The 22893-nt window shown below is 40.7% G+C and carries 21 protein-coding genes; 5 read left to right on the top strand and 16 right to left on the bottom strand.

Annotated elements, in window-relative coordinates:
* Window positions 1-117 precede the first annotated feature (117 nt).
* Both B9N65_RS05325 and B9N65_RS05320 read left to right on the top strand, forming a co-directional pair.
* Complete coding sequence (locus B9N65_RS05325; RefSeq protein ID WP_257640030.1) at window positions 118-609, top strand: uracil-DNA glycosylase family protein; 492 nt, start codon at window positions 118-120, stop codon at window positions 607-609.
* Entirely contained in the window at window positions 606-1886 is a 1281-nt protein-coding gene (locus B9N65_RS05320; RefSeq protein ID WP_087583101.1) for a hypothetical protein, read from the top strand. The genes B9N65_RS05325 and B9N65_RS05320 overlap by 4 nt, the downstream gene beginning before the upstream one ends.
* A 12-nt stretch (window positions 1887-1898) precedes the next feature.
* Here B9N65_RS05320 and B9N65_RS05315 read toward each other — a convergent pair whose 3' ends face one another.
* The 14 genes from B9N65_RS05315 to abc-f all read right to left on the bottom strand — a co-directional run bounded on the left by B9N65_RS05315 (window position 1899) and on the right by abc-f (window position 17037).
* On the bottom strand, window positions 1899-2288 hold the full coding sequence (locus tag B9N65_RS05315; RefSeq protein WP_087583100.1) for a YbgC/FadM family acyl-CoA thioesterase: 390 nt from the start codon (window positions 2286-2288) through the stop codon (window positions 1899-1901).
* A gap of 20 nt (window positions 2289-2308) precedes the next feature.
* The gene (locus tag B9N65_RS05310) at window positions 2309-2824 is read right to left on the bottom strand and encodes a threonine/serine exporter family protein (RefSeq protein ID WP_087583099.1); all 516 of its coding nucleotides are present in this window, start codon (window positions 2822-2824) and stop codon (window positions 2309-2311) included.
* Window positions 2817-3599: a threonine/serine exporter family protein gene (locus tag B9N65_RS05305; protein WP_087583098.1), complete on the bottom strand. Its 783-nt coding sequence runs from the start codon at window positions 3597-3599 to the stop codon at window positions 2817-2819. The genes B9N65_RS05310 and B9N65_RS05305 overlap by 8 nt, the downstream gene beginning before the upstream one ends.
* Window positions 3583-4062, bottom strand: coding sequence for a DUF4149 domain-containing protein (locus B9N65_RS05300; protein ID WP_087583097.1), 480 nt, complete (start codon window positions 4060-4062; stop codon window positions 3583-3585). Before B9N65_RS05300 ends, B9N65_RS05305 begins: the two co-directional genes overlap by 17 nt.
* Before the next feature lie 10 nt (window positions 4063-4072).
* Window positions 4073-4885: a peptide chain release factor N(5)-glutamine methyltransferase gene (prmC, locus tag B9N65_RS05295; RefSeq protein WP_087583096.1), complete on the bottom strand. Its 813-nt coding sequence runs from the start codon at window positions 4883-4885 to the stop codon at window positions 4073-4075.
* On the bottom strand, window positions 4875-6077 hold the full coding sequence (locus tag B9N65_RS05290; RefSeq protein WP_087583095.1) for a M48 family metallopeptidase: 1203 nt from the start codon (window positions 6075-6077) through the stop codon (window positions 4875-4877). The genes prmC and B9N65_RS05290 overlap by 11 nt, the downstream gene beginning before the upstream one ends.
* An 8-nt stretch (window positions 6078-6085) precedes the next feature.
* Window positions 6086-7198 carry a hypothetical protein gene (locus tag B9N65_RS05285; protein WP_087583094.1) on the bottom strand — a complete coding sequence of 371 codons (1113 nt, stop codon included), beginning with the start codon at window positions 7196-7198 and terminating at the stop codon, window positions 6086-6088.
* Window positions 7199-7201: 3 nt separating this feature from the next.
* Complete coding sequence (locus B9N65_RS05280) at window positions 7202-8575, bottom strand: sodium-dependent transporter (RefSeq protein WP_009293662.1); 1374 nt, start codon at window positions 8573-8575, stop codon at window positions 7202-7204.
* 152 nt (window positions 8576-8727) lie between these two features.
* Entirely contained in the window at window positions 8728-9180 is a 453-nt protein-coding gene (locus tag B9N65_RS05275) for a hypothetical protein (protein ID WP_087583093.1), read from the bottom strand.
* A 391-nt stretch (window positions 9181-9571) separates the two neighbouring features.
* A complete protein-coding gene (locus B9N65_RS05270) occupies window positions 9572-11512 on the bottom strand; it encodes a BCCT family transporter (RefSeq protein ID WP_087583092.1) in 1941 nt (646 codons plus the stop codon).
* Window positions 11513-11639: 127 nt separating this feature from the next.
* Window positions 11640-13085: a DKNYY domain-containing protein gene (locus tag B9N65_RS05265; RefSeq protein ID WP_087583091.1), complete on the bottom strand. Its 1446-nt coding sequence runs from the start codon at window positions 13083-13085 to the stop codon at window positions 11640-11642.
* Window positions 13085-14596, bottom strand: coding sequence for a DKNYY domain-containing protein (locus tag B9N65_RS05260; RefSeq protein ID WP_087583090.1), 1512 nt, complete (start codon window positions 14594-14596; stop codon window positions 13085-13087). The genes B9N65_RS05265 and B9N65_RS05260 overlap by 1 nt, the downstream gene beginning before the upstream one ends.
* A 73-nt stretch (window positions 14597-14669) precedes the next feature.
* On the bottom strand, window positions 14670-15104 hold the full coding sequence (locus tag B9N65_RS05255) for a hypothetical protein (RefSeq protein WP_087583089.1): 435 nt from the start codon (window positions 15102-15104) through the stop codon (window positions 14670-14672).
* Between the two features lies 1 nt (window position 15105).
* Window positions 15106-17037, bottom strand: a complete 1932-nt coding sequence (gene abc-f / locus B9N65_RS05250; protein WP_087583088.1) for a ribosomal protection-like ABC-F family protein — start codon at window positions 17035-17037, stop codon at window positions 15106-15108.
* 95 nt (window positions 17038-17132) lie between these two features.
* On the opposite strand from abc-f, the gene B9N65_RS05245 reads away from it, so the two are divergent.
* The 3 genes from B9N65_RS05245 to B9N65_RS05235 all read left to right on the top strand — a co-directional run bounded on the left by B9N65_RS05245 (window position 17133) and on the right by B9N65_RS05235 (window position 19646).
* Window positions 17133-18452: an MATE family efflux transporter gene (locus B9N65_RS05245; RefSeq protein ID WP_087583301.1), complete on the top strand. Its 1320-nt coding sequence runs from the start codon at window positions 17133-17135 to the stop codon at window positions 18450-18452.
* Entirely contained in the window at window positions 18428-19090 is a 663-nt protein-coding gene (locus B9N65_RS05240) for a M48 family metallopeptidase (protein WP_223231304.1), read from the top strand. Before B9N65_RS05245 ends, B9N65_RS05240 begins: the two co-directional genes overlap by 25 nt.
* Window positions 19091-19160: 70 nt before the next feature.
* Entirely contained in the window at window positions 19161-19646 is a 486-nt protein-coding gene (locus B9N65_RS05235; protein WP_087583086.1) for a tetratricopeptide repeat protein, read from the top strand.
* Window positions 19647-19740: 94 nt separating this feature from the next.
* On the opposite strand, the gene B9N65_RS05230 is transcribed toward B9N65_RS05235, so the two are convergent.
* Together B9N65_RS05230 and B9N65_RS05225 are read right to left on the bottom strand one after the other, a co-directional pair.
* The gene (locus B9N65_RS05230) at window positions 19741-21807 is read right to left on the bottom strand and encodes a TRAP transporter permease (protein ID WP_087583085.1); all 2067 of its coding nucleotides are present in this window, start codon (window positions 21805-21807) and stop codon (window positions 19741-19743) included.
* An 87-nt stretch (window positions 21808-21894) separates the two neighbouring features.
* Window positions 21895-22836: a TAXI family TRAP transporter solute-binding subunit gene (locus B9N65_RS05225; protein WP_002940425.1), complete on the bottom strand. Its 942-nt coding sequence runs from the start codon at window positions 22834-22836 to the stop codon at window positions 21895-21897.
* Window positions 22837-22893: the final 57 nt, after the last annotated feature.

Raw genomic sequence — 22893 nt, 5'->3', positions numbered from 1 at the left:
TTAAAAGCGATCGGTTACAATTTTATAGATGAAAATTTTCTTAATTTAAGTAAATATCAAGATTATAACAGCATAGACGAGCTAAATAATGAGATAAAAAAGTGCTCTCTTTGCCTTTTGAGAAACAGTTCAAAGTGCGTTTCTACTGGCTTTGGTGATAAAAATAGCAAGATAATGTTTGTCTTACTTTGCAAAAAAGATGACTATTTTGAAGGCACAAGCGGCAAAATTTTGCAAAATGCTATAAAAGAAGGCTTAAATTTAGAAAAAGATAATGTTTATATAAGCTTGCTTTTGCGCTGTGAAATTTCAAATAGTGATGCGAAAAATCAAGCACTAAAGAGCTCGTTTGAGCTTTGTAGGCCATATCTTTTAGAAGAGATAAGACTTATTAAGCCCAAAATAATCATCACTTTAGGAGAGCAAGCTTTCATGCATCTTTATCCAAATTTGCTCTCAAAGGGCGGATTTTCAAGTATAAGAGGAAGCATTTTAAAAGATGATGATAGGTTTATAATGCCAACTTTTTCACCAGGGTGGATCAGCAAAAACCCAAGTTTTGAAGAAAATTTTATAGATGATTTGAAAAAAATCAAGGGAGTGATATGAAAAGATTTTTTCTTTTTTTAGTTATATTTGTAAGCCTTTTTGCAGCGCAAAATGAGGTCTTAAGCGAGATGCAAGACGAGATCACTGAGGCAAAATTTGAAAGCAACATCACTAAAAATCAAAGCCTCTCAAGCATACCACCAGCAAAGATCACTTACATAAATTTAGAGCCAGAATTTTGTGATAGCTCTTGTTTGAATGAGCTTATTAAAAGCGATATGCTAGCTAGTTTTATGGCGAGGTTTGAGCCAGCAAAGATAGATGATAAGGCACTTTTAGACCTTTACACTTCGCTTGGCGGAGAGGTGGTTTTAAAGTTTGCTGCAAGTGATAAGATAGCAATCATCATCCCTCAAAAGATTATAAAATCATACGCAAATGTCGTATCAAACGCTATTTTGAGCTACATTTTAAAGCAAGATGCAAATATCGAAGTGAAATTTATAAATAGCAGTGACGAGAGTTTGCCTAGTCTTCAAAATGCGCTTCAAAACGCTAGAAACGAAGGTTTTATCTACTTTATAGCAGCCCTTACTCAAAATGGCGCAAACATAGCAAATTCTCTCATCTTGCCAAACGAACTCATCTACATCCCAAGCGTTCATAGCTCTTTCGTGACAGCTCCAAAGCCAAATTTGATCTTTGGTGGAGTTGATTACAAAGCGCAAATTTCAACCCTGCTAGCTTTTGCCAACGAAAAGATAGTCGCCTTTGACGATGGCAGCGCGCTAGCACAAAAGCTAAATGAGTATGTGCGCATGCAAAGTAACGACTACTACGAGAGCTCGATCACTGGCAAAGATATAAATTTAAATGACACTTTAAGTAAAAAGTCTAAATTTGATAACGCAAGCATCTTTTTAAACATCCCAATCGTAAAAGCTTCTCTTGTGGCAACGCAGATGAGAGGCTTTGAGATAAAGCCTTATGCGCTTTTAAGCACGCAGATAAATTTCTTGCCAAATATCTTTAGCGCCATCACGCAAAGAGATAGGCAAAATCTATTTGTGGCAAATTCGCTAAATTTACTTGATGAGAGATTTTTAGGGCTTGGAGATCTTTTTGGAGTTGATTTTAGATACTCACAGATCGGCTACTCAAGTGCCTTGGGAGTGGAGTATATCTATACAAATTTCATAAACAAAAGTGCCAGCAAAATTTTCACAGAGAGGGTTGAGGGCTCACAAGTTTTATATGATGTGAAAATTTATGATACAAAAAGCGATCACTTTAATGAGGTAAATTCGCAGGAGCAAAATAGCACAAGCGGAATTTAGTAGTTTTGCTTGCTAAAATTTAACCCCATTTATAAAAGCTTTCATGATCTCATCTATCTTTGCTAGCCTGCCCTCTTTCATAAAAGCTAGCGTGATAGTCGCTTTAAAGAGCATTTTTTCTACATCTTTTTCTTCAAATTTATAAATTTCTTGCTCTAAAACAAGACTTGCTTTTTTAAGTTCTATGAGTTTTGTCCTCACAAAAACCTCATCACCAAGCACAGCCGAAGCGAGAAATTTAGCTTCAAGTGCCGAAACAACAAAGTATCCGCCCTCTTTTGTGAAATTTAGCCCAGCTTCAAAAAACGCTTCGCTTCTGGCTCGCTCGCAATATTTAATATAATTTGTATGATAGACGATGCCGCCTGCATCGGTATCTTCGTAATAAATTCTTATCTTCACTGCAAAGCTCCTTTAAATTTTCATTTGCTCTTACTAGGCTCTCGTTTAGCGCCTCTAGTTATCGTAAGTGATTGATCATAAAACAAGGTAAGCACCACCGAAACGCCCACACCTAGAGCAAGTGAGACCGTCGTAGTCGTGATAGCATTATCAAAAAATATGATTAAATACTCGTTTTTCTTAGCGATGCTTGTCTCATTTAAAAATGAAAAAAGTGCCAAAATGCCTTTATACGCAAAAACTCCTGGCACCATCGGCAAAAGCGCTGGAAATGCGATGATCTCAGCTGGCACTTTTAGCCGTTTGGCAAAGAGCATGCCTAAAATTCCGCTCATAAAAGAGACGATTAGCGTTGCGACACTGATGTTAAAAAATCCCATCTGCATGATCCAAAAGCGGCTAGCATGCGCAAATGCAGCGAGCAAAGCACAAAAGAAGAGAGTTCTTTTTGGAGGCGAGCTAGCATAGGCAAAGCCCAGCCCAGCCACCGCAGCAAAGCCAGCATCTACAAGCGTTTCGCTAAAAAGCTCAAACATTTAATATCTCCGCGCTGCTAAGCGTTAGCGTGATATAGACGCCAACAGCCATGCAAAGTATGAGGATACCTGTGCTTATGGCTCTACTGATGCCAACAAGAGTGTTGTCATTTAGGATGTCAAAGACTGAATTTATGAGAAAAACGCCAGGCATCATAAAGAGCACAGACGAGCCGATCGCCACGTCGCTTGTATGCGTAAGCCCGTAAGATACGCCAAGATAGGCGATAAATGAGACGACAAAGGATGTTAGGACATATTGAATTTTTAAATTTACGCCCATTTTTGCAAGGGCAAATTTAAGAGTGTAGCCAACAAGCGTTGCAAAAAATATGCAAACAACCGAGCCAGCATCGCCTCCAAAAAGTCTGCAAAATGCCGCATTTGCAAGGCTTATCAAGATAAGCGAGCTAGCAAATTTATTTGCACTGACACTCATCACGCCCTCAAAGTTCTCTTTAGCTTCATCTAAACTTAAACCCTCATCTAAAATTTGCCAGCTAAGTGAGGATAGCTCAGAAATTCTGTTAAAACTAACCTGCCCTAGAGGGATCTTTCTCACATAAGTTCGGCGCAAGGAGTTATCCTGCGAGTCCATCACGCTAATGGTAAAATACTTCACAAAAATGGTCACGCTAACGTCGTAGCCGTAGTGATTAGCTATGCGGTCGACGCACTTTTCTACGCGCGCAGTGTATGTGCCAGCACTCACCATCGCTGTCGTATATTCGGCGAGGAAATTTGTTAAGATTTGGATATCAGGCTTGGCGTTCATCTTGGCTGATCTTAAATTTCACAAAAAACAAAATGAACTGCAAAACAAGCATCACTTTCATCACATATTCGCTTGCGCTATGCATCTTGGCAAACTCCGCTGTCTGCGTCGCATCAGCACCTAGACCCTGAGCCTGCACGATAAAAGGCGTAAAGATAAAGACAAAGCTAAGCGCTAGGGCTAAGTTTAAAAACGAGAGCATAAATGTGCTAAATTTCAGTGAAAATGCAAGCTTTTTTCTTAGATCAAAGAGCTCGCTAACTGCCACAAATGCGCTTACAAATAGCAAAATATAGTTAAATTTTAAAAATATCTTTGTCATCATCTGTCCGCTCATAAAATGCGTGAGCACGCCCTCGCCTATGATGCTTTGTGGGAAAAATATGACTGGTGCGACCAAAACTCCAAGCGTTAGCTCAGTGCCGATCACCGCTGCTAATAGTAAAAAATAGATACTTCTCAATCTCTCTCCTTTATAGTTTTAAACTTGCGCAAAAGCCCCTGTCAAAGCCTGCTAAGTCCTTGTAAAACGTGCTTTTGAAGCCATTAAATTTTAGCGCCATCTCCATGCTCGCTCTTTGATCATAGCCCATCTCGCAGGCGATATTTTTTATGCTGCGATTTCTAGCGATAAGGATGATATTTTTTAAAATTTCATCTCCGATCTCGCCACCAAATAGCGCCTCATGCGGCTCATTTATCACAAATTTATCAAGCTTATAGCCTCGCGCGATATATGGCGGGTTTGAGACCAAGATGTCGATATCACCAGAAATTTCATCGATATATGAGCAATTTACAAACTCGATTTTATCACTTACATTAAATTTAAGCGCATTTTTTTTTGCTAGTTTTAAAGCCTTTTCGTTTATATCTGTGGCAACTATTTTGGCGTTTGTTTTAAGGGCAAGCATGACGCTTATTATCCCGCTGCCAGTACCGATCTCAGCGATCTTTGGTGCTTTGTAGCTGCTTGCTATCTCTAGCACTTTATCGACTAAAATTTCAGTCTCAGGGCGCGGTATCAAAACGCCACTTTCTACATCAAACTCTAGCCCATAAAAGCCAGCCTTGCCGGTTATATATTCAAGCGGCTCGTAGTTTTCAAAGCGCTTTATAAGGGCAAAGTAGCCGCTCTCATCAAATTCGCTCTTTTGGTTTAAAAATATCCACTCGATGCTCACATCAAGGTAGCTCATAAGCAAAATTTTAGCCACCCTGCTTGGATTCTCGCAAAGCGGCTTTAGCCTTAAATTTGCTTCTTTTAGAGCCTCTTCAACTCTCATTTTCTAGCTCATTTATCCGCTCAAAAAGGCTTGGGTGCGAGTGATAGACAAATGAGTAAAGCCAGTACGACTTTGGAAATGCTTTGTTTTCGCTGCCAAGCTTGGTTAGGGCGTTTATCATGTCAGTTTTGTTTGAAATTTCTTTTGAAAATCTATCTGCGCCAAATTCATTTTTACGGCTAAAGTGCGAAATGATCGGCGAAAAAAGAAAGCTAAAAATAGGCGAGAAAAGCACCAAAAAGATGATGATGCTAGCGCCATTTTGCCCAAGTCCTATCGCCTCATATGCACCAGCACTAACGTTTCCAAAGATAAAAAATAGACAAAATAGCATGACCGCACTTAGTGCTATCATTTTTAGGATATCTTTATGTTTAAAGTGCCCAAGTTCATGCCCCAAAACCGCCACGATCTCTGCGGTGCTTAGCTTTTTTATCAGCGTGTCAAAAAGCACCACTCGCTTTGTCGCTCCAAGCCCGCCAAAATAGGCATTTAAGCGGTTGTCGCGCTTACTAGCATCTATCGTATAAACGCCACTACTTTTAAAGCCACATTTTGCAAGTAAGCCCTCTATCTTGCCCTTTAACTCGCCATCTTCAAGCGGTGACATCTTATTAAAGATAGGCGCGATGAGCGTTGGATATATTAAATTTATGATTAAAGCGATGCCAAAACTTAGCAAAAATGCCCAAAACCACCAAAACTCTCCAAGAAAATTTATACATAAAAGCACGAGCCAGACGAAGGCCGAGCCAAAAACGAGCATTAGCGCTAGCGACTTTATAGTATCAACTAAAAATATCTTTGCGCTCATGTTTGAAAAGCCTAGTTTTTTGTCCTTTACAAAGCTCTCGTAGATATTTAGCGGTAGATCAAGAAGCGACGAGATCAGCAAAAAGCTCATCACAAATATGATATTTTCAAGCATAGTGCCATCTTTTAGGCAAACACTTGAGAGCATCTTTAGCCCAAAGCTTATCCACGCAAAGAAAATAATGGCGTGATAGATGAGGCTAAAAATTTCAAATTTTAGGTTTGTCACGGCGGCAACTGCGGCGTTTTTATATTCGCTCGCTTCAAGCACCACTGGCTCTTTTTTAGCCTCAGCTCTTACAAAGCCGATCTGCAAATTCGCCAAAAAAAGCTTAAAAATCACATAAAAAATATAGATAAATAAAAGTGTATAAAACATATTCTCCCTTAAATTTCATAAAGACTAAAGCAGCCATAGTCCGTTCTAACTGCGAGCTTGCCATCTATAAATTTAGCCTCGCAGTTTTTTACGACGTGATCTAGCGTAAATTCCGCCATCGCGTTGCCACTTTTTAGATTGATAGCGTAGCCCCTGCTTTGATCTATCACCACAAGCTTGCCAGCCTCCACGCAAAACTCGCTCACTCTTAGGTACTCATCCTTTATCCAAGGCTGCTTTGTCACCTTTGCGCTCTTGATATCAAGGCAAAATAGCTTGTTTTCAAGATGTTGCCTAAGCAAAAGCGTCTCATCGTCTAAAAAGCAAATTTTATCTAGCACGCCAAATTCTGCTCTTAGCTCGCTTAAAATTTCGCCATTTTTTGCATTTAAAATTTGCAGCTCATTTTCTTTAGTACAAAGCGCAAGCATGCTAGCATTCGCACTAAGAGCAGCACAAAGTATCGGCACGTGGTTTTTTGTGCTGCATTTATACTCGCCGATCTTTGAAATTTTACCTTCATAAAAAGTAAAAATCTGCCCAAACATACCAAAAATTGCCATATCATTTACAGCGCAGATAAAGCTAGCTATCTCGCTACTTTTCTTGACATTTTGCTCGGCTAAAATTTCACGAAATTTAGCCTCTTTTGGCTCAAAAATGTAAATTTCATGATCAAGGTCTAAAAATAAATTTTCGCTTGCACACTGGGCATCCCATGCAAGCGGCTTTGGCAATGCGATCTGCTCTTTTATAGCGCCACTTCGATCAAGCCTCACCAGAATGTCGCCAAGCACGCCGCCATCTTTTTGACTGCCACTTTTATAAAGATAAATTTCATCTTTTATGCTGGCAAACGAGAGCGCCCCAGTGTATCCGCCACCGATATAAACGTGCAGGCTCGCTTCACCGGCTTTTGCCTCGCTATTTTGCATGACAAAGCCCTTTTTTAGGCTCTCCCACTCCTTTTTGACGCAGGCTTTTTTAGCCTCTGTCTCGCTTGCAAATTCTTTTTTACTCTGCTTTGTTTTGCCGCCTTTTTGGCTCACGCTCACTAGAGCATTACCCTCTACGCCAAGTCTTAGGCGCTCACCACTATCAAAATTTACAAGCTCACGCATTTTTCACTTCAAAAAGTTGTCGTAAAAACTACTGATAAATAGCACCAAAATGACAAAAGGCACGATAAATTTGATATAGAAAAACCAAATATTTATAAGCTTTGCGTACTTTTCGCTACCTTGCAAGATCTCTTTTTTCGCTTCATCTTTTAGCACCCAGCCCACAAATATAGCACATCCAAGTGAGGTCAGCACGAAAAATATCGTCGCACTTATCGCGTCGTATGCGTCAAAGATATTTTTACCAAAGATACTCACATGGCTTAGCAAATTTGTAGCCATAAGTGATGGTAAATTCCCTAGCACGAAGATGACGCTAAGCACTAAAAATATCGCTTTTTTGCGTTTTATCTTAAATTTCTCTTGCAACGTTGTAATGATCACTTCATATATCGGTAGCGACGTCGTAAGCGCAGCGATCATAAGAAGCGCGAAAAACGCAACCGCGAAAAATCCGCCAAAAGGCATGTGCGAAAAGACGATCGGAAGCGACTTGAAAACTAGGCTAGGACCGCTATCTGGCGAGACGCCGTAGCTAAAGAGCGACGGAAATATCATAAAGCCAGCAAGCACGGCGATGACGGTGTTTAAGATGCCTGTGATGATAGAAATTTTAACCAAGCCTTCGTCCTTTTTCACAAAGCTTGAGAGCGTTATCATCACGCCAAATCCAAGCGAAAGCGCAAAGAAAACCTGTCCCAAAACCTCGACAAAAAGCTTTAAGTTTATCTTTGAAAAATCAGGCGTTAAGTAAAATTTCACACCGCTCATCGCACCCCCAAGCGTGATGTTTTTAGCGATCATTACTAGCATCAAGATAAAAAGAAGTGGCATTAGGTATTTTGCTGAGCGCTCGATGCCGCCAACTGCACCTTGCACCAAGATAGCGTAATTAACCAGAACAAAAACAAGGGTCGCAAAGCTGATGGCTAGCGGGTTGCTAACGATATTTTGCTCGTAAAATGCGCTAGTTTGCTCAAAGCTCACGATGTGCGAGAGATCAAGCAGTCCAAATGAAATTTGAGCGATATAGTTTAAGACCCAGCCGCCAATAACCATATAATAAGCCATGATGCCAAATGCGCCAACAAGCCCCATCCAGCCCACTATTTGCCACTTTTTGCTGATCTTTTTGCCATTTATCGTGCCGCCAAATGCATCAACGGCGTTGCATTTTAGACGCCTACCGATGGCGTTTTCAACCAAAATCATAGGAATACCAATGACTATCATCGCTATGCAAAATACCAAAACATAGGCCCCACCGCCGTTTTGACCGACCAAGTAAGGAAACCGCCACGTCGCGCCAAAGCCGACCGTAGCCCCTGCAACAGCTAAAATGTATGTAAGTCTTGAACTCCACGATTTTCTATCCATATTATCTACCTTTGTGAAAAATTTGGATTATATAAAAAAAATGATTAAATTTTGCTAGCAAAAGGCGATGCTTGCGTGCAAATTTGACTTTTTTGCTAAATTTTAGGACTTTTTTGGACGGAATTTATTTTTAAATTTGCGTGTAAATTTATTCAAAAAGTTTGTTTATCTAAAACACCAAATTCTACGTATCCCTCCATCGCAATTAGCAAGATCCAGCCCTCTTTTGGGCTGCAAAAATAGTGATGTTGCGCGATATTTTCAACCATAAATTTTAAAAAATCATAAAAGCATTCAGGCGCAAATTTAAGCTCTAGGTTAGTTAAACTATCGCCGACGTAGCTTATCTCGCCACTTAAAATTTTACTTTGAATGCTTGCGTCTAGGCTTAGAAAATTTTTAATATCAGCAAAATTTTCATAATCAGCCACTTTATAATCTTTTAAATTTTGCAAAAGCGGTTTTGAACCAACAAAGGTAAAATTTCGCTCTATAAATTTTGCTACATCATCGCTTTTGCACCATTTTTGACCCAAATTTGATAAAAAAGCAAGCACCTCATCATCAGCTGATGTGAAATTTGAAACTAGACTTTTCTCGCTCATTTGTCTCCTTTTTGTAAAGTCGCTACACCTTTATAAAAGAGGGATTATATAAAATTTATGGTGGTTTTATAATTTTTTAGTGGCAGTTAATGAGCAAATTTTAAAATTTCATGAGCGAGTAATTTCGGCTCTAAAATTTGAGCTAAGCGATGAGCGAAGCCAAATTTTAGTAGTCAATTCTTGCGAGTGAATGAAAGTTTAAAATTTGCAAAATAGATTTTTTATAAATTTAAAGTTTTATTTCTTTGTTAAGGGGGAAGAGGCTTGAATTACGAAGTCGCTCCCTTCCCCCTTTAACAATCCCCTAACCCCCGACAACGTTAGAGGTGCATGCGATAGCACTATCGTGCCGCATGCGTTTTGTTGAAAATCAATCAAATTTCACTCAAATTTACTCTCTAACGACGTGTAAAAACTGCATGTGTTTGCGGTATTGCTCGATGACGTCGTTTATCAGCGTAGCTTCGCTCCAGCCAAGCACGTCGTAGTCCTGACCGCCCTCTTTTAGATAGACCTCAGCTCTGTAATAAAGATCGTCACCCTCAAGCTCTCTGGTGTAGTCTGGGCTCTGGCTCTTGGTGAGATAGACGCCATATCTAAAATCCATCTCGTCGCCAAGCCCAACGTTTAAATTTACAAAATTTTCGCCATTTGTGACCTTTGCTTCAAGGCCGTTTTTGGCAAATTCCTCTTTTAGCTCGTTAAAAGCTTTTAGCACGACTTCATTTAAAAATTTCTTGCCATCTTTCTTGCCTGGCAGCGTGATGATCGCACTTAGGCGCTCTTGCCACGGCTTTGAAAGATCACTAATAGGCATGTTGCTAAAGTTATTTGTCTCTTTTTTGGTTAGATCCACACGTAACGCCTTAAATAGCCCGTAAATGGCGCCAAGTAGCACTATGGAAAATGGCAGCGCAGTCGTGATCGTAAGTGCCTGAAGTGAGCCAAGACCACCAGCTAGCATCAAAAATGCCGCCACAACACCCACTGTAACGCCCCAAAAGACCTTTTGCCAAACTGGTGTATCGTCCTTGCCGTTTGAGCAAAGCATATTCATCACGATCGCCGCAGAGTCAGCGGAAGTGACGAAAAATATGACGATCATAAAGACTGCAATCGTGCTTAGCACGCCTGAGAAGCTAAATTTTTCTAAAAACATAAAAAGTGCTGAGGCTGAGTCAGAATTTACCGTGGTCGCTAGCTCGCTGAAGCCACTTTGCACAAGTGCGATCGCTGAGTTACCAAAAAAGCTCATCCAAGCAAAAGTAAAGCCAGTTGGCACGAGAAGCACGCCGATCACAAATTCTCTAATCGTTCTGCCCTTTGAAATTTTAGCGATAAATAGCCCCACAAACGGCGACCAAGATAGCCACCAAGCCCAGTATAGCAGCGTCCAGCCGCCAAGCCAGCTCTCGTTTTGCCTCTCATAGGCGTAGAGGTTAAAAGTGTTTGAAATGAGCGTAGAGACGTAGTCGCCGCTGTTTTGCACAAACGACTTTAAAAGCTGCGTCGTATCGCCCAAAAATAGTATCAAAAACATAAAACATATAGCTAGCGCGATATTTGCGTTTGATAAGATCTTGATGCCCTTATCCACGCCGCTTGCCGCTGAGATAGTAGCTGCAAAACAAAGCACTATTAGAAGCGTGATATGCATAGTCGGCAGCCCAAAAACGTGCGTAAGGCCAGCATTTACCTGAAGTACGCCGTATCCTAGCGAGGTCGCCACACCAAAAAGGGTCGCTACGACGGCAAATGTATCGATAGCACTACCTATCTTGCCGTAAATTTTATCACCGATGATCGGATAAAACGCCGATCTAAGCGTGAGTGGCAAGCCGTGCCTATATGAGAAAAAGGCGAGGATTAGCGCTACGATAGCATAGACCGACCATGCGCCCATGCCCCAGTGAAAAAATGTGATATTCAACGCAAGCTTTTGCGCTGCGATAGTTTGTGCGTCGCCAACTGGTGGGTTTAGATAGTGCATGAGCGGCTCAGCCACACCAAAAAACACAAGTCCTATGCCCATGCCAGCGGCAAAAAGCATAGAAAACCACGAGATATTTTTGTGCTCTGGCTTTACATGGTCAGCTCCAAGCTTGATCTCGCCAAGCTTACTAAAGCCAAGAATGATGACGCTTAGCAATATGACGGCAACGACTAGGATGTAAAACCAGCCAAATTTCGCTGCGATGTAGTTTTGCATACCTTTAAAAAACTCATTTGAGAAATTTGGAAATATCGCTGCAAATGCCGCTATTAAAAATATGACAATAAGCGATGGGATAAATACTGAGTTGTTAAATTTTGACCTTTGAAATTTAAACATTTTTCTCCTTTTTTGTAAATTTCAGCTTCCTTTCAAACTAACAAAAAAGAGTAAATAGGTCAAATTTTCTCTTTAAAGTTTTTATGAAATTTTAAGCTTTAGCCACCAAAAATAGCCACTTTGAAATTTATCTCAAGTCGCTTTTATCTCTCTTTGGTTTTGCAAGAGTTGTTAGCACTATGACGACAAAAGCAATGCCAAATGTGATATACAAAATGATCTTTGGCGAGTCATACTCTATCCTAGATCTTGCGACCTCTTCGCCGCTTGCCTCCACTAGCTCGCCGCGCTTTATCATACCGCTGATATCTTTTGCACTAAGCTCTTTGGATGCTCTTGTTAAAATTTCTATGACACTAAGATTTGCCACCTCATAAACGCTATGCTTTATGCCATAAAATGGCTTTATCTTGCTAAAAAAATAGACCTTATCGCCGTTTGCATAAACTGCGCCATATTCGCCATCTTTTACTAGCCCTACTTCGCGCCAAGAGCTGCTTGGGGCAAATTTATATAAAGAGACTGTTTGCGCCTCTAAGTGCCTGCCGTGCTTTGAGCGCCGCCACTCTTCGCCTTGCTGTAAAAAATACGCCGAGCTCTCATCTACAAAAACGTCAGCATAGAGCCTTTTTAGCTCGCCTTTTAGCTGGTAGTCTGAAATTTTAGCCTGCTCGTCTTTCGTGCTATCCCAAAAGTAAATTCCATTTTTACTGGCAAAAAGAGGCCAAAAAGAGTGCACGTTATCCACGCTATAAATGGCGCTATAAGGCATATTTTGAGCGCTAAATTTACGCTCATTTGCAAACGCCGCCCCACTTTTTGGCTCAAAAAGATATTCTATATCGTGCTTAGCATCGTAGCATATCCGGCGCGTCTCATCTGAATATCTTGTATCAAGCCTATAAAAGCCCATAAACAAGCTTTTGCCATCTGTGTAATATCCGCTAGCAGCGCCGCTTTCTGTCGTGATGTATCTTAGCTCGCTGGGATCTGCATCAAGCTTTTCGCCCTTGTAATAAAGCGTACTGCCGTCTCTTGCAAAGCCAGCGTCAAAGATAGGCTCTAAATTTGTGCTTTCAACCCTTTTTGTCCTGTAAAAATAAGGGCTATCATCGTAGCTTTTTATAAAAACGTGAACAAGGTTTTTCATAATGGCGCCAAATTCGCTAAATCCCGCCTCTTTCTCGCTTCTAGTGCTGCAATAATAGCTTATCTTGCCATCACTTATATAGCCATTGCCAAGCACTTTGGTGCTGTTTGGATCAAGACCAGGCAAAATTTCTCTAGCGCAATAGACACTATTTTTATCAGCCGCCACATTTGAGTAATCGTATGCGTGTTTTAGCTTTAAGACCCTAAAACTAGCCTCATCAACGCCTTTTAGCTCATACTTGCCACTGCCTGAAATTTGAACGTAAATTTTACCCTCAGGCGAGCGGTAAAACTCGCTACTATCAATGTTTGCAAAGCCTCTTTGATACTCTCCCTCACGCCAGAGATAAAGCATTGCCAAAACAAAACATAGCGTCAAAATAACAAAAAGAAAAAGTATCTTAGTCGCAATTTTTCTCATTATCTATAATCATCCACCCTTTTTTTAAGCTCGCTGTTTTGCTTTTTGTTTTTAAAAATAGCGCCAACTACCGAGGCCACAAATGCTATTGCAAGAAATATCCAGTAGGCATATTTTTGCGAGTAATCATCAAAGTCGCTTATCGCATCGATCACCACCTCGCCCTCAGCTGGCGTCATAGCGCCTTGATCTACCATTTTTACTATCTCATCAAGTTTTAAATTCTTAACATTTGGGCCATAAGGACGAGTGAGAATTTCAACTACGCCAAGATCATTTATATCATAAACACTGCTGTTAAAACGCCAGCCGTAGCCGACGTTATCAAAATAATATGTCTTATCGCCGTTTGCATAAACCGCTCCGTAGCCATCGTTTCTTACAAGCCCTATCTTTCGCCACTGCTCTTTTGTATCAAGCCTTACGATACACGTGTGGCGTGAGCTTAGGCTGTGATTATTTTTTGTGTTGTGCCAAATTTCATAAATTTTTAAAAAATATGTCTTGCCATCACTTATCACCACGTCGCCATATAGCGGCGTTATCTCGCCTTTAAACGGATCATCACCGTCTCTTACAAACTCGCCCTCATCTATGCTGTTATACCACTGCCACTTTCGCTCCCAGTGATAGATCCCGCCTTTACCACGAAAGAGCGCATGATAGGTGTGCCTGTCTTCTAGGTTAAAAAGCGGTTCGTATGGGGCAAATTTTGGGTCAAATTCGTGATCGTTTGCATAGACCATGCCAGAATTTGGCTCATAAAGATAGTGAATGCGCCATATCTCGCCGATATCACGCATTTGCGGGCTAAATTTGATCCCTAGCTTTGAGCTGTCATAATAGACATTTTCTCCGTCAGTCGTAAAATGCATGCTCTTTCTGCCAGATGCCTGCTCGATGTATCGCATTTTGCTGGCATTTGCGCCCTCTAGCTCTTTGCCCTCATGATAGACCTTTACTCCGTCGCTTGCATAGCCAAAGCCCAAGATCGCTGCTAAATTAGCGTTATCAACCTGTCTAAATTTATAGATATGAGTTTGCGCTTTAGGGGTATTAAACATTTTATGTGAGAATATGTCCCAAAACTCTTTAAGTGCGGATATTTCGAGGTTTGTCTCGCTTTCGCTATCACAAAAATATGTGATCTTGCCATCGCCAAAATAGCCATTGCCAAGCGCTCTAACACCATTTGGATCAAGCCCACTCATCACGAGATTGCCACAATATACCGCCTTATCGCTAGCGCCAACGTTTCTGTTGTCGTATTTGCCGGTGTCAATGTATCTAAATTTACTGGCCTTCACGCCTATTAGCTCAAATTTACCGCCACTTGGCACTAAGGCATAGACCTTGTCGTCTTTGACGTAAAAATAGCTATTATTTAACTCTTTACTATCACCAATGTCGTCATCTAAAACAGAAACTAACCCAAAGACAAAAAAGTAGGTAGCAAAAAATATCACAACAATGGCGATTATTACTGAGATTAGCGGATGTTTTTTTAGCATTTTAGCCCCATTTCAAACAATTTTAAAGACCTCATCATGGCGCAAACCTTTCATACATTTAAATTTCAAAGTTCTATCCAAATATAAAATATCTAAATATCAAAAACTTAAGATAAGCAAATTTACCCATCAAAAACAGAAAACAAGCGGCTACTAATGTAATAATAAGCCTAATAATATTAAATTCCAATGTAACCCCATAATAAATAAAAACTGACGCAATAAAGCATAGATAAAAATAACTAAGCATGAAGATCAAATTTTTAATCCTTGCAAAAAGTCCCGACTCTTCGCTGCTTTTTGCGATTAGCCTAATGCTCTCTATCTTATTTAAAAATCCAACCTTTTTATATTTTATCCGGACTAGATCACCTACTTCATATTTATATATTTTAGGCGAAAATGTCTCACTAAACCTCATCTTATCAACGATAATACTAAGGCTTACAACAGAATTTTGCCTAACAACTCTCGTATTTAGCGCGCTTATCCTACCGATCTTTTTCAAGCTACTCTAGCTCCTCGGCGATCTCAAGCACTTCAAAATACTCATTTTCTAGGCTTTCAAGCTCGGCTTTTGCCTTTTCAAGCTCTTCATAAAGTTTAGTAAGCCCCACTTCTTGATAAATTTTTGGATCGCTAAGCCCCTCATTTAGCTCGGCCACTCTTGCTTCAAGGGCTGAAATTTTATCTGGATATGTATTTAAAATTTGCGTTTGTTTGTAGCTTAGTTTTGCGCCAGATTTGCTCTTTTGTTTGGCTTCATTTTGACTATTTGAGAGCTCTTTTTCAAATTTATCAAGCTCTTTCATCTCATCTTCAAGCTCTAAATAGACGCTATACTCTTCATGCAAGACATTTATCTTTGTCCCCTCAAACGCCCAAAGCTTATTTGCCATCTTATCTACAAAATATCTATCGTGGCTAACTAGCAAGATAGCCCCTTCAAAGCTTTGCAAGTAGTCTTCTAAGATGTTGATAGTTGCGATGTCAAGGTCGTTTGTCGGCTCGTCAAGCACCAGCACGTCGTAAGTTTTGGTAAAAAGCATCGCAAGTGCGACACGGTTTTTCTCGCCACCACTTAAAACGCCTATCTTTTTATCTAGAAATTCCTTTGGAAAGAGGAAATTTTTAAGATAGCCATAAACGTGCATATTTCGCCCACGAACTAGCACGTGATCGCCGCCATTTGGGCAAAATGTCTCTATAAGGCTCTTGTCATCATCAAGGACATTTCTAGCTTGATCAAAGTAGCCGATGCTAACCTCGCCTCTTTTTATCTCGCCACTACTTGGCTTTTCAAGCCCTAGCAAAATTTTAAGTAGCGTGCTTTTGCCACTGCCGTTTCGTCCTACTATGGCGATCCTCTCGCCTTGCAAAACCCTTGCGTCAAATTTTTCAAAAAGCACCTTGCCGTCTATACTTTTGCTTAAATTTTTAAACTCAAAGAGCATTTTCTTGCGGTTTTGGCTCTGCGTTTGGTTGAAATTTTTACTCGCACGCTCAAGTTCTAGCCTCACGCGCCTTATCACGCCTGGGTTTTTCTTAGCCTCCTCGCGCATAGCAAGCACCCGCTCTTTTCTGCCCTCGTTTCGCTTTAGCCTAGCTTTTACGCCACGCCTTAGCCACTCCTCTTCGGCCTTTAGCTGTTTTAGCAGCGTTTCATGCGACTTTGCAAGGCTTGCTAAAATCTCCTCTTTTTTGGTTAGATAGTTTGCATATCCGCCCTCAAAATTTTTTAAGCTTGCATCCTCGACCTCAACGCACCTAGTTGCCAGCGCATCGATAAAATACCTATCGTGGCTTATAAAAACTATGCTTTGATTTGAGCTTTTAAGCATATCTTCAAGAAATTTGACCATATAAACATCAAGGTGGTTTGTAGGCTCATCAAGCAGTAGCACATCTGGCTTTTTAAGGATGAGCGCGCCTAGTGCCACACGCCTGATCTCGCCACCACTTAGCGAGCAAATGGGTCTGTTTTCATACTCTTTTAGCTTAAATTCTTGCAAAATTCGCTCGATCTTGTGCTCGATATTCCAGCCGTCTTTTGCCTCTATAAATTTTAAAAGTCTCTCTTGCTCTTTTAAAATTTCTTTGTTCTCTGGGTCGTTTGCTAGTAAGACGCCGCTTTTTTCATATTCGCTTATCGCCTCAAATATCTCTTTTAGCTCGTTATTTAGCGCATCTCTTACGCTAAATGTGGCGTTAAAATTTGGATTTTGCGCTAGCATCTCGACGCTTATTAGGTTTTGCACTATACGCCTGCCACTATCTGCTACCACCTCGCCAGAGATGATCTTCATAAGCGTGCTCTTGCCGCTGCCGTTTTTACCGATGATCGCTATCTTTTCATTTTCATTTACACTAAGGCTTACGCTGTTTAAAATTTCATTTGCGCCAAATTTTTTACTTACGTCTATTAGGTCGATTAATGCCATTTTTCTCTCAAATTTTAAATTTTTTGGATTATATCAAAAGGGAGCTAAAACCTAATTTGGCTATAATCGCCCAAAATTTAAAAAAGGAGAAATTTATGAACCTTTCTATGAAAAAACTGGTCGTCCCTATATTTTTAGATATGTTTTTACACTTTATAACGCTCATCATAAACACCTACATGGTGACAAAAGTGAGCGTGCATCTAGTTGGCGCTATGGGTGCGGGCAATCAAGTGATGGATCTTTTTATGACCATTTTTAACTTTTTAAGCATGGGCTGCTCAGTCGTCGTCGCACAAGCCCTTGGAGCAAAGCAAAACGAGCTAGCCTCAAGCGTCATACACGCAAGCATCACGTCAAATACGATCTTTGGTATAGCTTCAGCCATCATCATCTACGTCTTTGGCTACAACATCTTAAATTTACTAAACGTGCCAAATGATCTCATAAACGATAGCTTCTCATACCTTCACATCCTTGGCTTTGCATTGCTATTTGATGGCATCGGCATGGTGCTAGCTGCGGTGCTTCGCGTCTATAACCTAGCAACTGCCGTGATGCTAACTTCAGTTTTGATGAACATCATCACCATCTTTGGCAACGCCATCGCTCTTTTTGGCTGGTTTGATCTGCCAAATTTAGGCCTGCAAGGTGTTGCTATCTCGACATTTGTGGGCAGACTAATAGGCCTTTTTGTCCTACTTTACATGCTCATACGCGTGGCAAAAGTTAGAATTTATCTTAGCGGACTGCTTGTCGTGCCGTTTAGAATTTTAAAGAAAATACTCTCAGTTGGCCTACCAAGCGCTGGCGAAAATTTACTCTGGATGGCGCAATACATGGTCGCTTTTGGCTTTATCGCGAGCATGGGCGAGGCAACTCTTAGCGTGCAGACTATCTACTTTCAGATCACTCTTCTAATCTTGCTTTGTGGAGCTAGTATCAGCGTGGCAAACGAGGTCATCGTGGGGCATTTAGTGGGAGCTAGCGAGTTTAACGAGGCTTACGCAAGAACCTTTAAAGCCTTGTGGCTTGGAATTTCTATCACGCTCGTCGTCGTTTTGATCGCCTACGCCTTAAAGTATAAGATCATGGACGCACTAAATTTAGATGAGAGCTTACGCAAGATAATGTTGCCGCTCTTTACACTCTCGATCGTGCTAGAAGCTGGCAGAACCTTTAACATCGTCATCGTAAATGCCCTTCGTGCAAGTGGCGACGCGAAATTCCCGCTAGCGACTGGGCTTATCTTTATGTGGGGGCTTTCGCTGCCGCTTGGATATTTCTTAGGCATACACCTTGGCTGGGGCATCGTTGGCGTTTGGATAGGATTTTGCGCTGATGAGTGGCTAAGAGGCCTTGCAAATACATGGCGCTGGAGAAGCAAAAAGTGGCAAGAAAAACGCCTAGTTTAAGGCAAAAGAGCCTAAATTTAGACTTTTATGGCTTAAGCGTTTTAATAAATTTTAAAACAAATGTAAAGGCTATGCGATTAAGAGTTGGTAAGGACGCTAAGATCACGCTTTCTATGCCATTTTACAGCACGCAAAAGATGGCTCTTAGCTTTCTTGAGACGCACAGAATTTGGCTTGAAAATGCTTACAAAAAAGCTCTTTTAAATTTGCCAAAAGATGATGAGATGAAATTTCTTGGGCAAATTTATAAGATCAAATTTGATGAGAGCGCAAAGGTGCCATTTTTTGAAGATAAATTTATCATAACGCCAAATTTAAAGGCACTTGAGCGCTTTAAAAAAGCAAGAGCAAAAGAGCTATTTTTAGAGCTTGTAAGCTACTATCAGCCTCATATCAATAAGCCAGTTAGTCGCATCGTCATAAGAGATAGCAAAACTCGCTGGGGCAGCTGCAACCACAAAAAAGGCTATATAAACTTAAGCCTAAGGCTTATAGAAAAGCCACTCTCTGCCGTGCGATACGTCGTGCTTCACGAGCTTACTCACCTGCTCTATCCGCATCATCAAAGCAGTTTTTATAAATTTATAGAAGCCATCATGCCTGATTACAAAGAGCAAGAGCAAATTTTAAAATCGTAATTATTTTTCATCAAGTAAGTGTAAATTTAATATGTTAAAATTGCACATTACTTTACAAAAGGAAAATTTGATGAAAAAAATGATTTTTATCTCGCTTCTTGCAGCTTGCGCTCTAGCAGGCGACTTTGAAGATGGCTTGAAAGCTTATGCTGACTCAAATTTCACTGAGGCTTTGTCTAAATTTGAAGCAGGTTGCGCGGCAAATGACGCAAGATCATGTGCAAAAGCAGGTGCGATCTATCAGCTTGGCAAAACTGATGTGCCAGACAGTAACAAAGCGTTAGAGTTTTACAACAAAGCTTGCCAAGGTGGCGAAAAAGAGGGTTGCTCAGCAGCTGGTGGAATTTATCTCGATAACGATCCACAAAAGGCAAGAGAGCTTTTTAACAAAGCTTGCGAGCAAAATGACGGCTACTCTTGCGGCATGATAGGCTCGATACTAATAGAAGCTAAGAAATTTAAAGAGGCTTACATCTTCTTAGAAAAAGGCTGCAAACTAAACGATAAGATGTCTTGCGAGTTTGCAGGCGATCTAAAACGCTCAAAACAACTTTGATCTTTAGGCTTTAAAAGCCTAAATTCTCACTTTTTACAAAATCACTAGAAATAAATAAATTTAAAAGTTTAGGCAAGAGAGCTCTTGCCTAATGTTAAATCGCTCTTATTTGATCAAGCGGTTTATCTTTTATGCCCCACTGAGTCATAAAGATAAGGCCATAAAGAGCTGCTGCTACGATGTAGGCTGTGTATTCGTTTGGCATTAGTCCAAATTTCACGCAGATATTTGGCACAAGAGCTAGTGGCACGACAGGGATAAGTAGCAACCTCTCCCAAATCCTAAGCTTTGTGACGTAATATCCTTGAAGCAAGCTAGAAAAGGCGAACATTCCCACGATCGCCATACCAAAGACGAGCAAAATTTCAAGTGGATTGCTCATCCAGACTATCCCTTTTGAATCAAGCGGATCGCCAGTATTTATGCTCTCAATTAGCATAAGTTTGTTGTTAAAGAAAAAGGCAAATGGCAAGATCGCTGTTCTTAGATCGTAAAAAAATCCTTGCACGCCAACGGTTATTGGATTTGCCTTGGCAATACCCGCTGCTGCGTAGGCTGCAATGCCAACTGGCGGCGTGTCATCAGCTAAAATTCCAAAGTAAAATACAAAAAGATGCACGGCGATGGCTGGGATTAAGAAGCCATTTTTGTGCGCTAAAAACAAGATAACTGGCGCAACAAGGCTTGATACGACGATGTAGTTTGCTGTCGTTGGAAGACCCATACCAAGGATTAGCGACATAAGAGCTGTTAAAACTAGGATCATCATGATGTTATCGCCTGCTAAAAGCTCAACTAGATCAGAGAGTACCTGACCAAGGCCAGTAAGCGAGATAGAGCCCACGATGATGCCAGCAAGCGCGGTTGCGATGGCTATTGTAGTCATGCTCTTTGCAGCTGCGACCATCGCCCAAAATATATCCTCAAAACCAAGAAGCACGTCGCTTAGCCCTACTTTTTCGCCTGAAGCTAGCTTTTTAGTTGGCTCTTGAAAGATCATTATCAAAAATAAAAATCCAATCGCATTAAACGCTGCAGCTATGGCTGACTCTTTTGCGATTAGCAGTGTGTAAAGCAAGATCAAAATAGGCGTTATATAGTGAAGGCCACTTACAAAAATTTTAAATCTTGAGTGGAATTCGCTCTGATTTATGCCTTTTAGTCCAAGCTTGACGCTCTCTAGATGCACGATGAAAAATAGCGATAAATAACAAGCAAATGCTGGGATAACCGCTGCCATCATCACGTTTGTATATGTCATACCCAAAAACTCAGCGATGATAAAAGCGGCCGCACCCATGATAGGAGGCATGAGCTGTCCATTTACGCCAGCTGCAACCTCGATGGCTCCAGCTTTTGTGCGTGAAAGACCAGCTTTTTTCATAAGCGGAATGGTAAATGTACCAACGGTTACGACGTTTGCTGTTGAACTGCCTGAAACCATGCCAGTTAGGCCACTTGCGATGACTGAAGCCTTAGCTGGGCCGCCTCTATATTTGCCAAGAAGCGAAAAGGCTAAATTTATGAAGTATTGTCCAGCGCCTGCTCGCTCTAACAATGAACCAAAAAGAACAAAAAGGTAGATAAAACTAACGCTAACGCCGATAGGCACGCCAAAAACGCCCTCAGTCGTTAAAAACATATGACCTGCGATTTTTTCAAAGCTAGCGCCTTGGTGAGCGATGATGTCTGGCATATAAGGGCCAAAGTGATCATATATCAAAAATAATATACAAATGATAGGAAGCGCTGGTCCCATGACACGCCTGCCAGCCTCAAGTAATACGATGATCGCTAAAAACGATATGACGATATCTTGAGTGATGTAATCCCCTGTCCTATCAGCTAGCTCATAAAAATAAACCGCTGGATAAAGCACGGCAACAACGCCTACCACGCAAAAAACTAGGTCGTAAAATGGCAAACTTGAGTGAGCCTTTTTATGAAAAGTGACTGGATAGAGCAAAAATACAAGCCCAACCGCAAAAGCTAGGTGCACTGAGCGCGAAATGTTAGTATTTAGCGGGAAATACGCTATATAAAGCTGAAAAACTGACCAAGAGAAACACGCAAATGCGATGAAATAGTTGTAAAAATTGCTATTTATCTCTCTTGTCTTTACCTCGACAAATTGTTCTTCGTTGTCATTAACTTCGTTCATCTTTCTCCTTTAAAATTTAAATATATAAATTTAGAAGAAATTTGCATATTTAAATTTTATCCAGAGGCAAAAGCCCCTGGAGATGGATTATTTTAAGATACCAGCCTCTTTAAATGCAGCCTCTGCAGCTGGGTGAAGCGGAGCTGAAAGACCTTGAACAAGATCTTCTTTTTTAACTGATTTTAGTGCTGGGTGAAGAGTTTTATACTCATCAAAGTTATCTAAGATAGCTTTTATCACAGCTTTTACAGCCTCATCTTTTGTATCTTTGCTAGTTACTAAAACAGCTTTTACACCGATAGTATTTACATCGTGATCGACGCCATCATAAGAGCCTTTTGGGATCACGCCTTTTGCAAAGTATGGTTTTTCTTTAAGAAGGTTATCGATCTCGCTGCCTTCGATGTTTAAGATATCGATCGGTAAAGATGTCGCTGCATCAGTGATGTTTGCAGTTGGGTGACCGACAACAAAGCTATAACCATCTATCTTTTTATCTTTTAGTGCATGTGGGCATTCGCCAACTGTTAAAACGCCGCGGTATCCTAGTTTTGAAACGTCAAAGCCTTTTGCTTTAAAGACTTCAAGTGTGCTCACTTCGTTGCCACTACCTGGGTTGCCTACGTTGTATTTTTTGCCTGCAAATGAAGAGAGATCGCTTGTAAGACCACTATCTTTTGCCACGACAAATGCAAGAAGCTCAGGATAGATAGCCACTACTGAGCGTAAATTTTCATCTTTTGCTCCGTCAAATTTGCCGGTGCCGTTATATTTATCATAGACGACGTCGCTTTGAACAAAGCCAAATGTAAGCTCTTTTTTAAGGACGTTATTTACGTTATAAACTGAGCCGCCAGTTGATTGAACAGAACATTTTACATCGGTGTTTTTGTTTGCCAAACGGCAGATCGCTCCACCTATCGGATAGTATGTACCTGTCATGCCGCCAGTGCCGATACTGATAAATTCTTTTGCTGAAAGTGTTGTTGCCAAAAGCAATCCAGCAAGTGCCAAAGAAGTAGTTTTCATCTAAAATCCTTTCAAAAAATTTAAGGCTATTTTATTCTATAAATTTAGCTTTGTATC

Origin of the sequence: Campylobacter concisus, assembly GCF_002165815.1 — a bacterium.
Taxonomy (GTDB): Bacteria; Campylobacterota; Campylobacteria; order Campylobacterales; family Campylobacteraceae; genus Campylobacter_A; species Campylobacter_A concisus_BH.
Note: the sequence above shows the minus strand (reverse complement) of the source record. Positions and strands in the feature narration are given on the sequence as shown.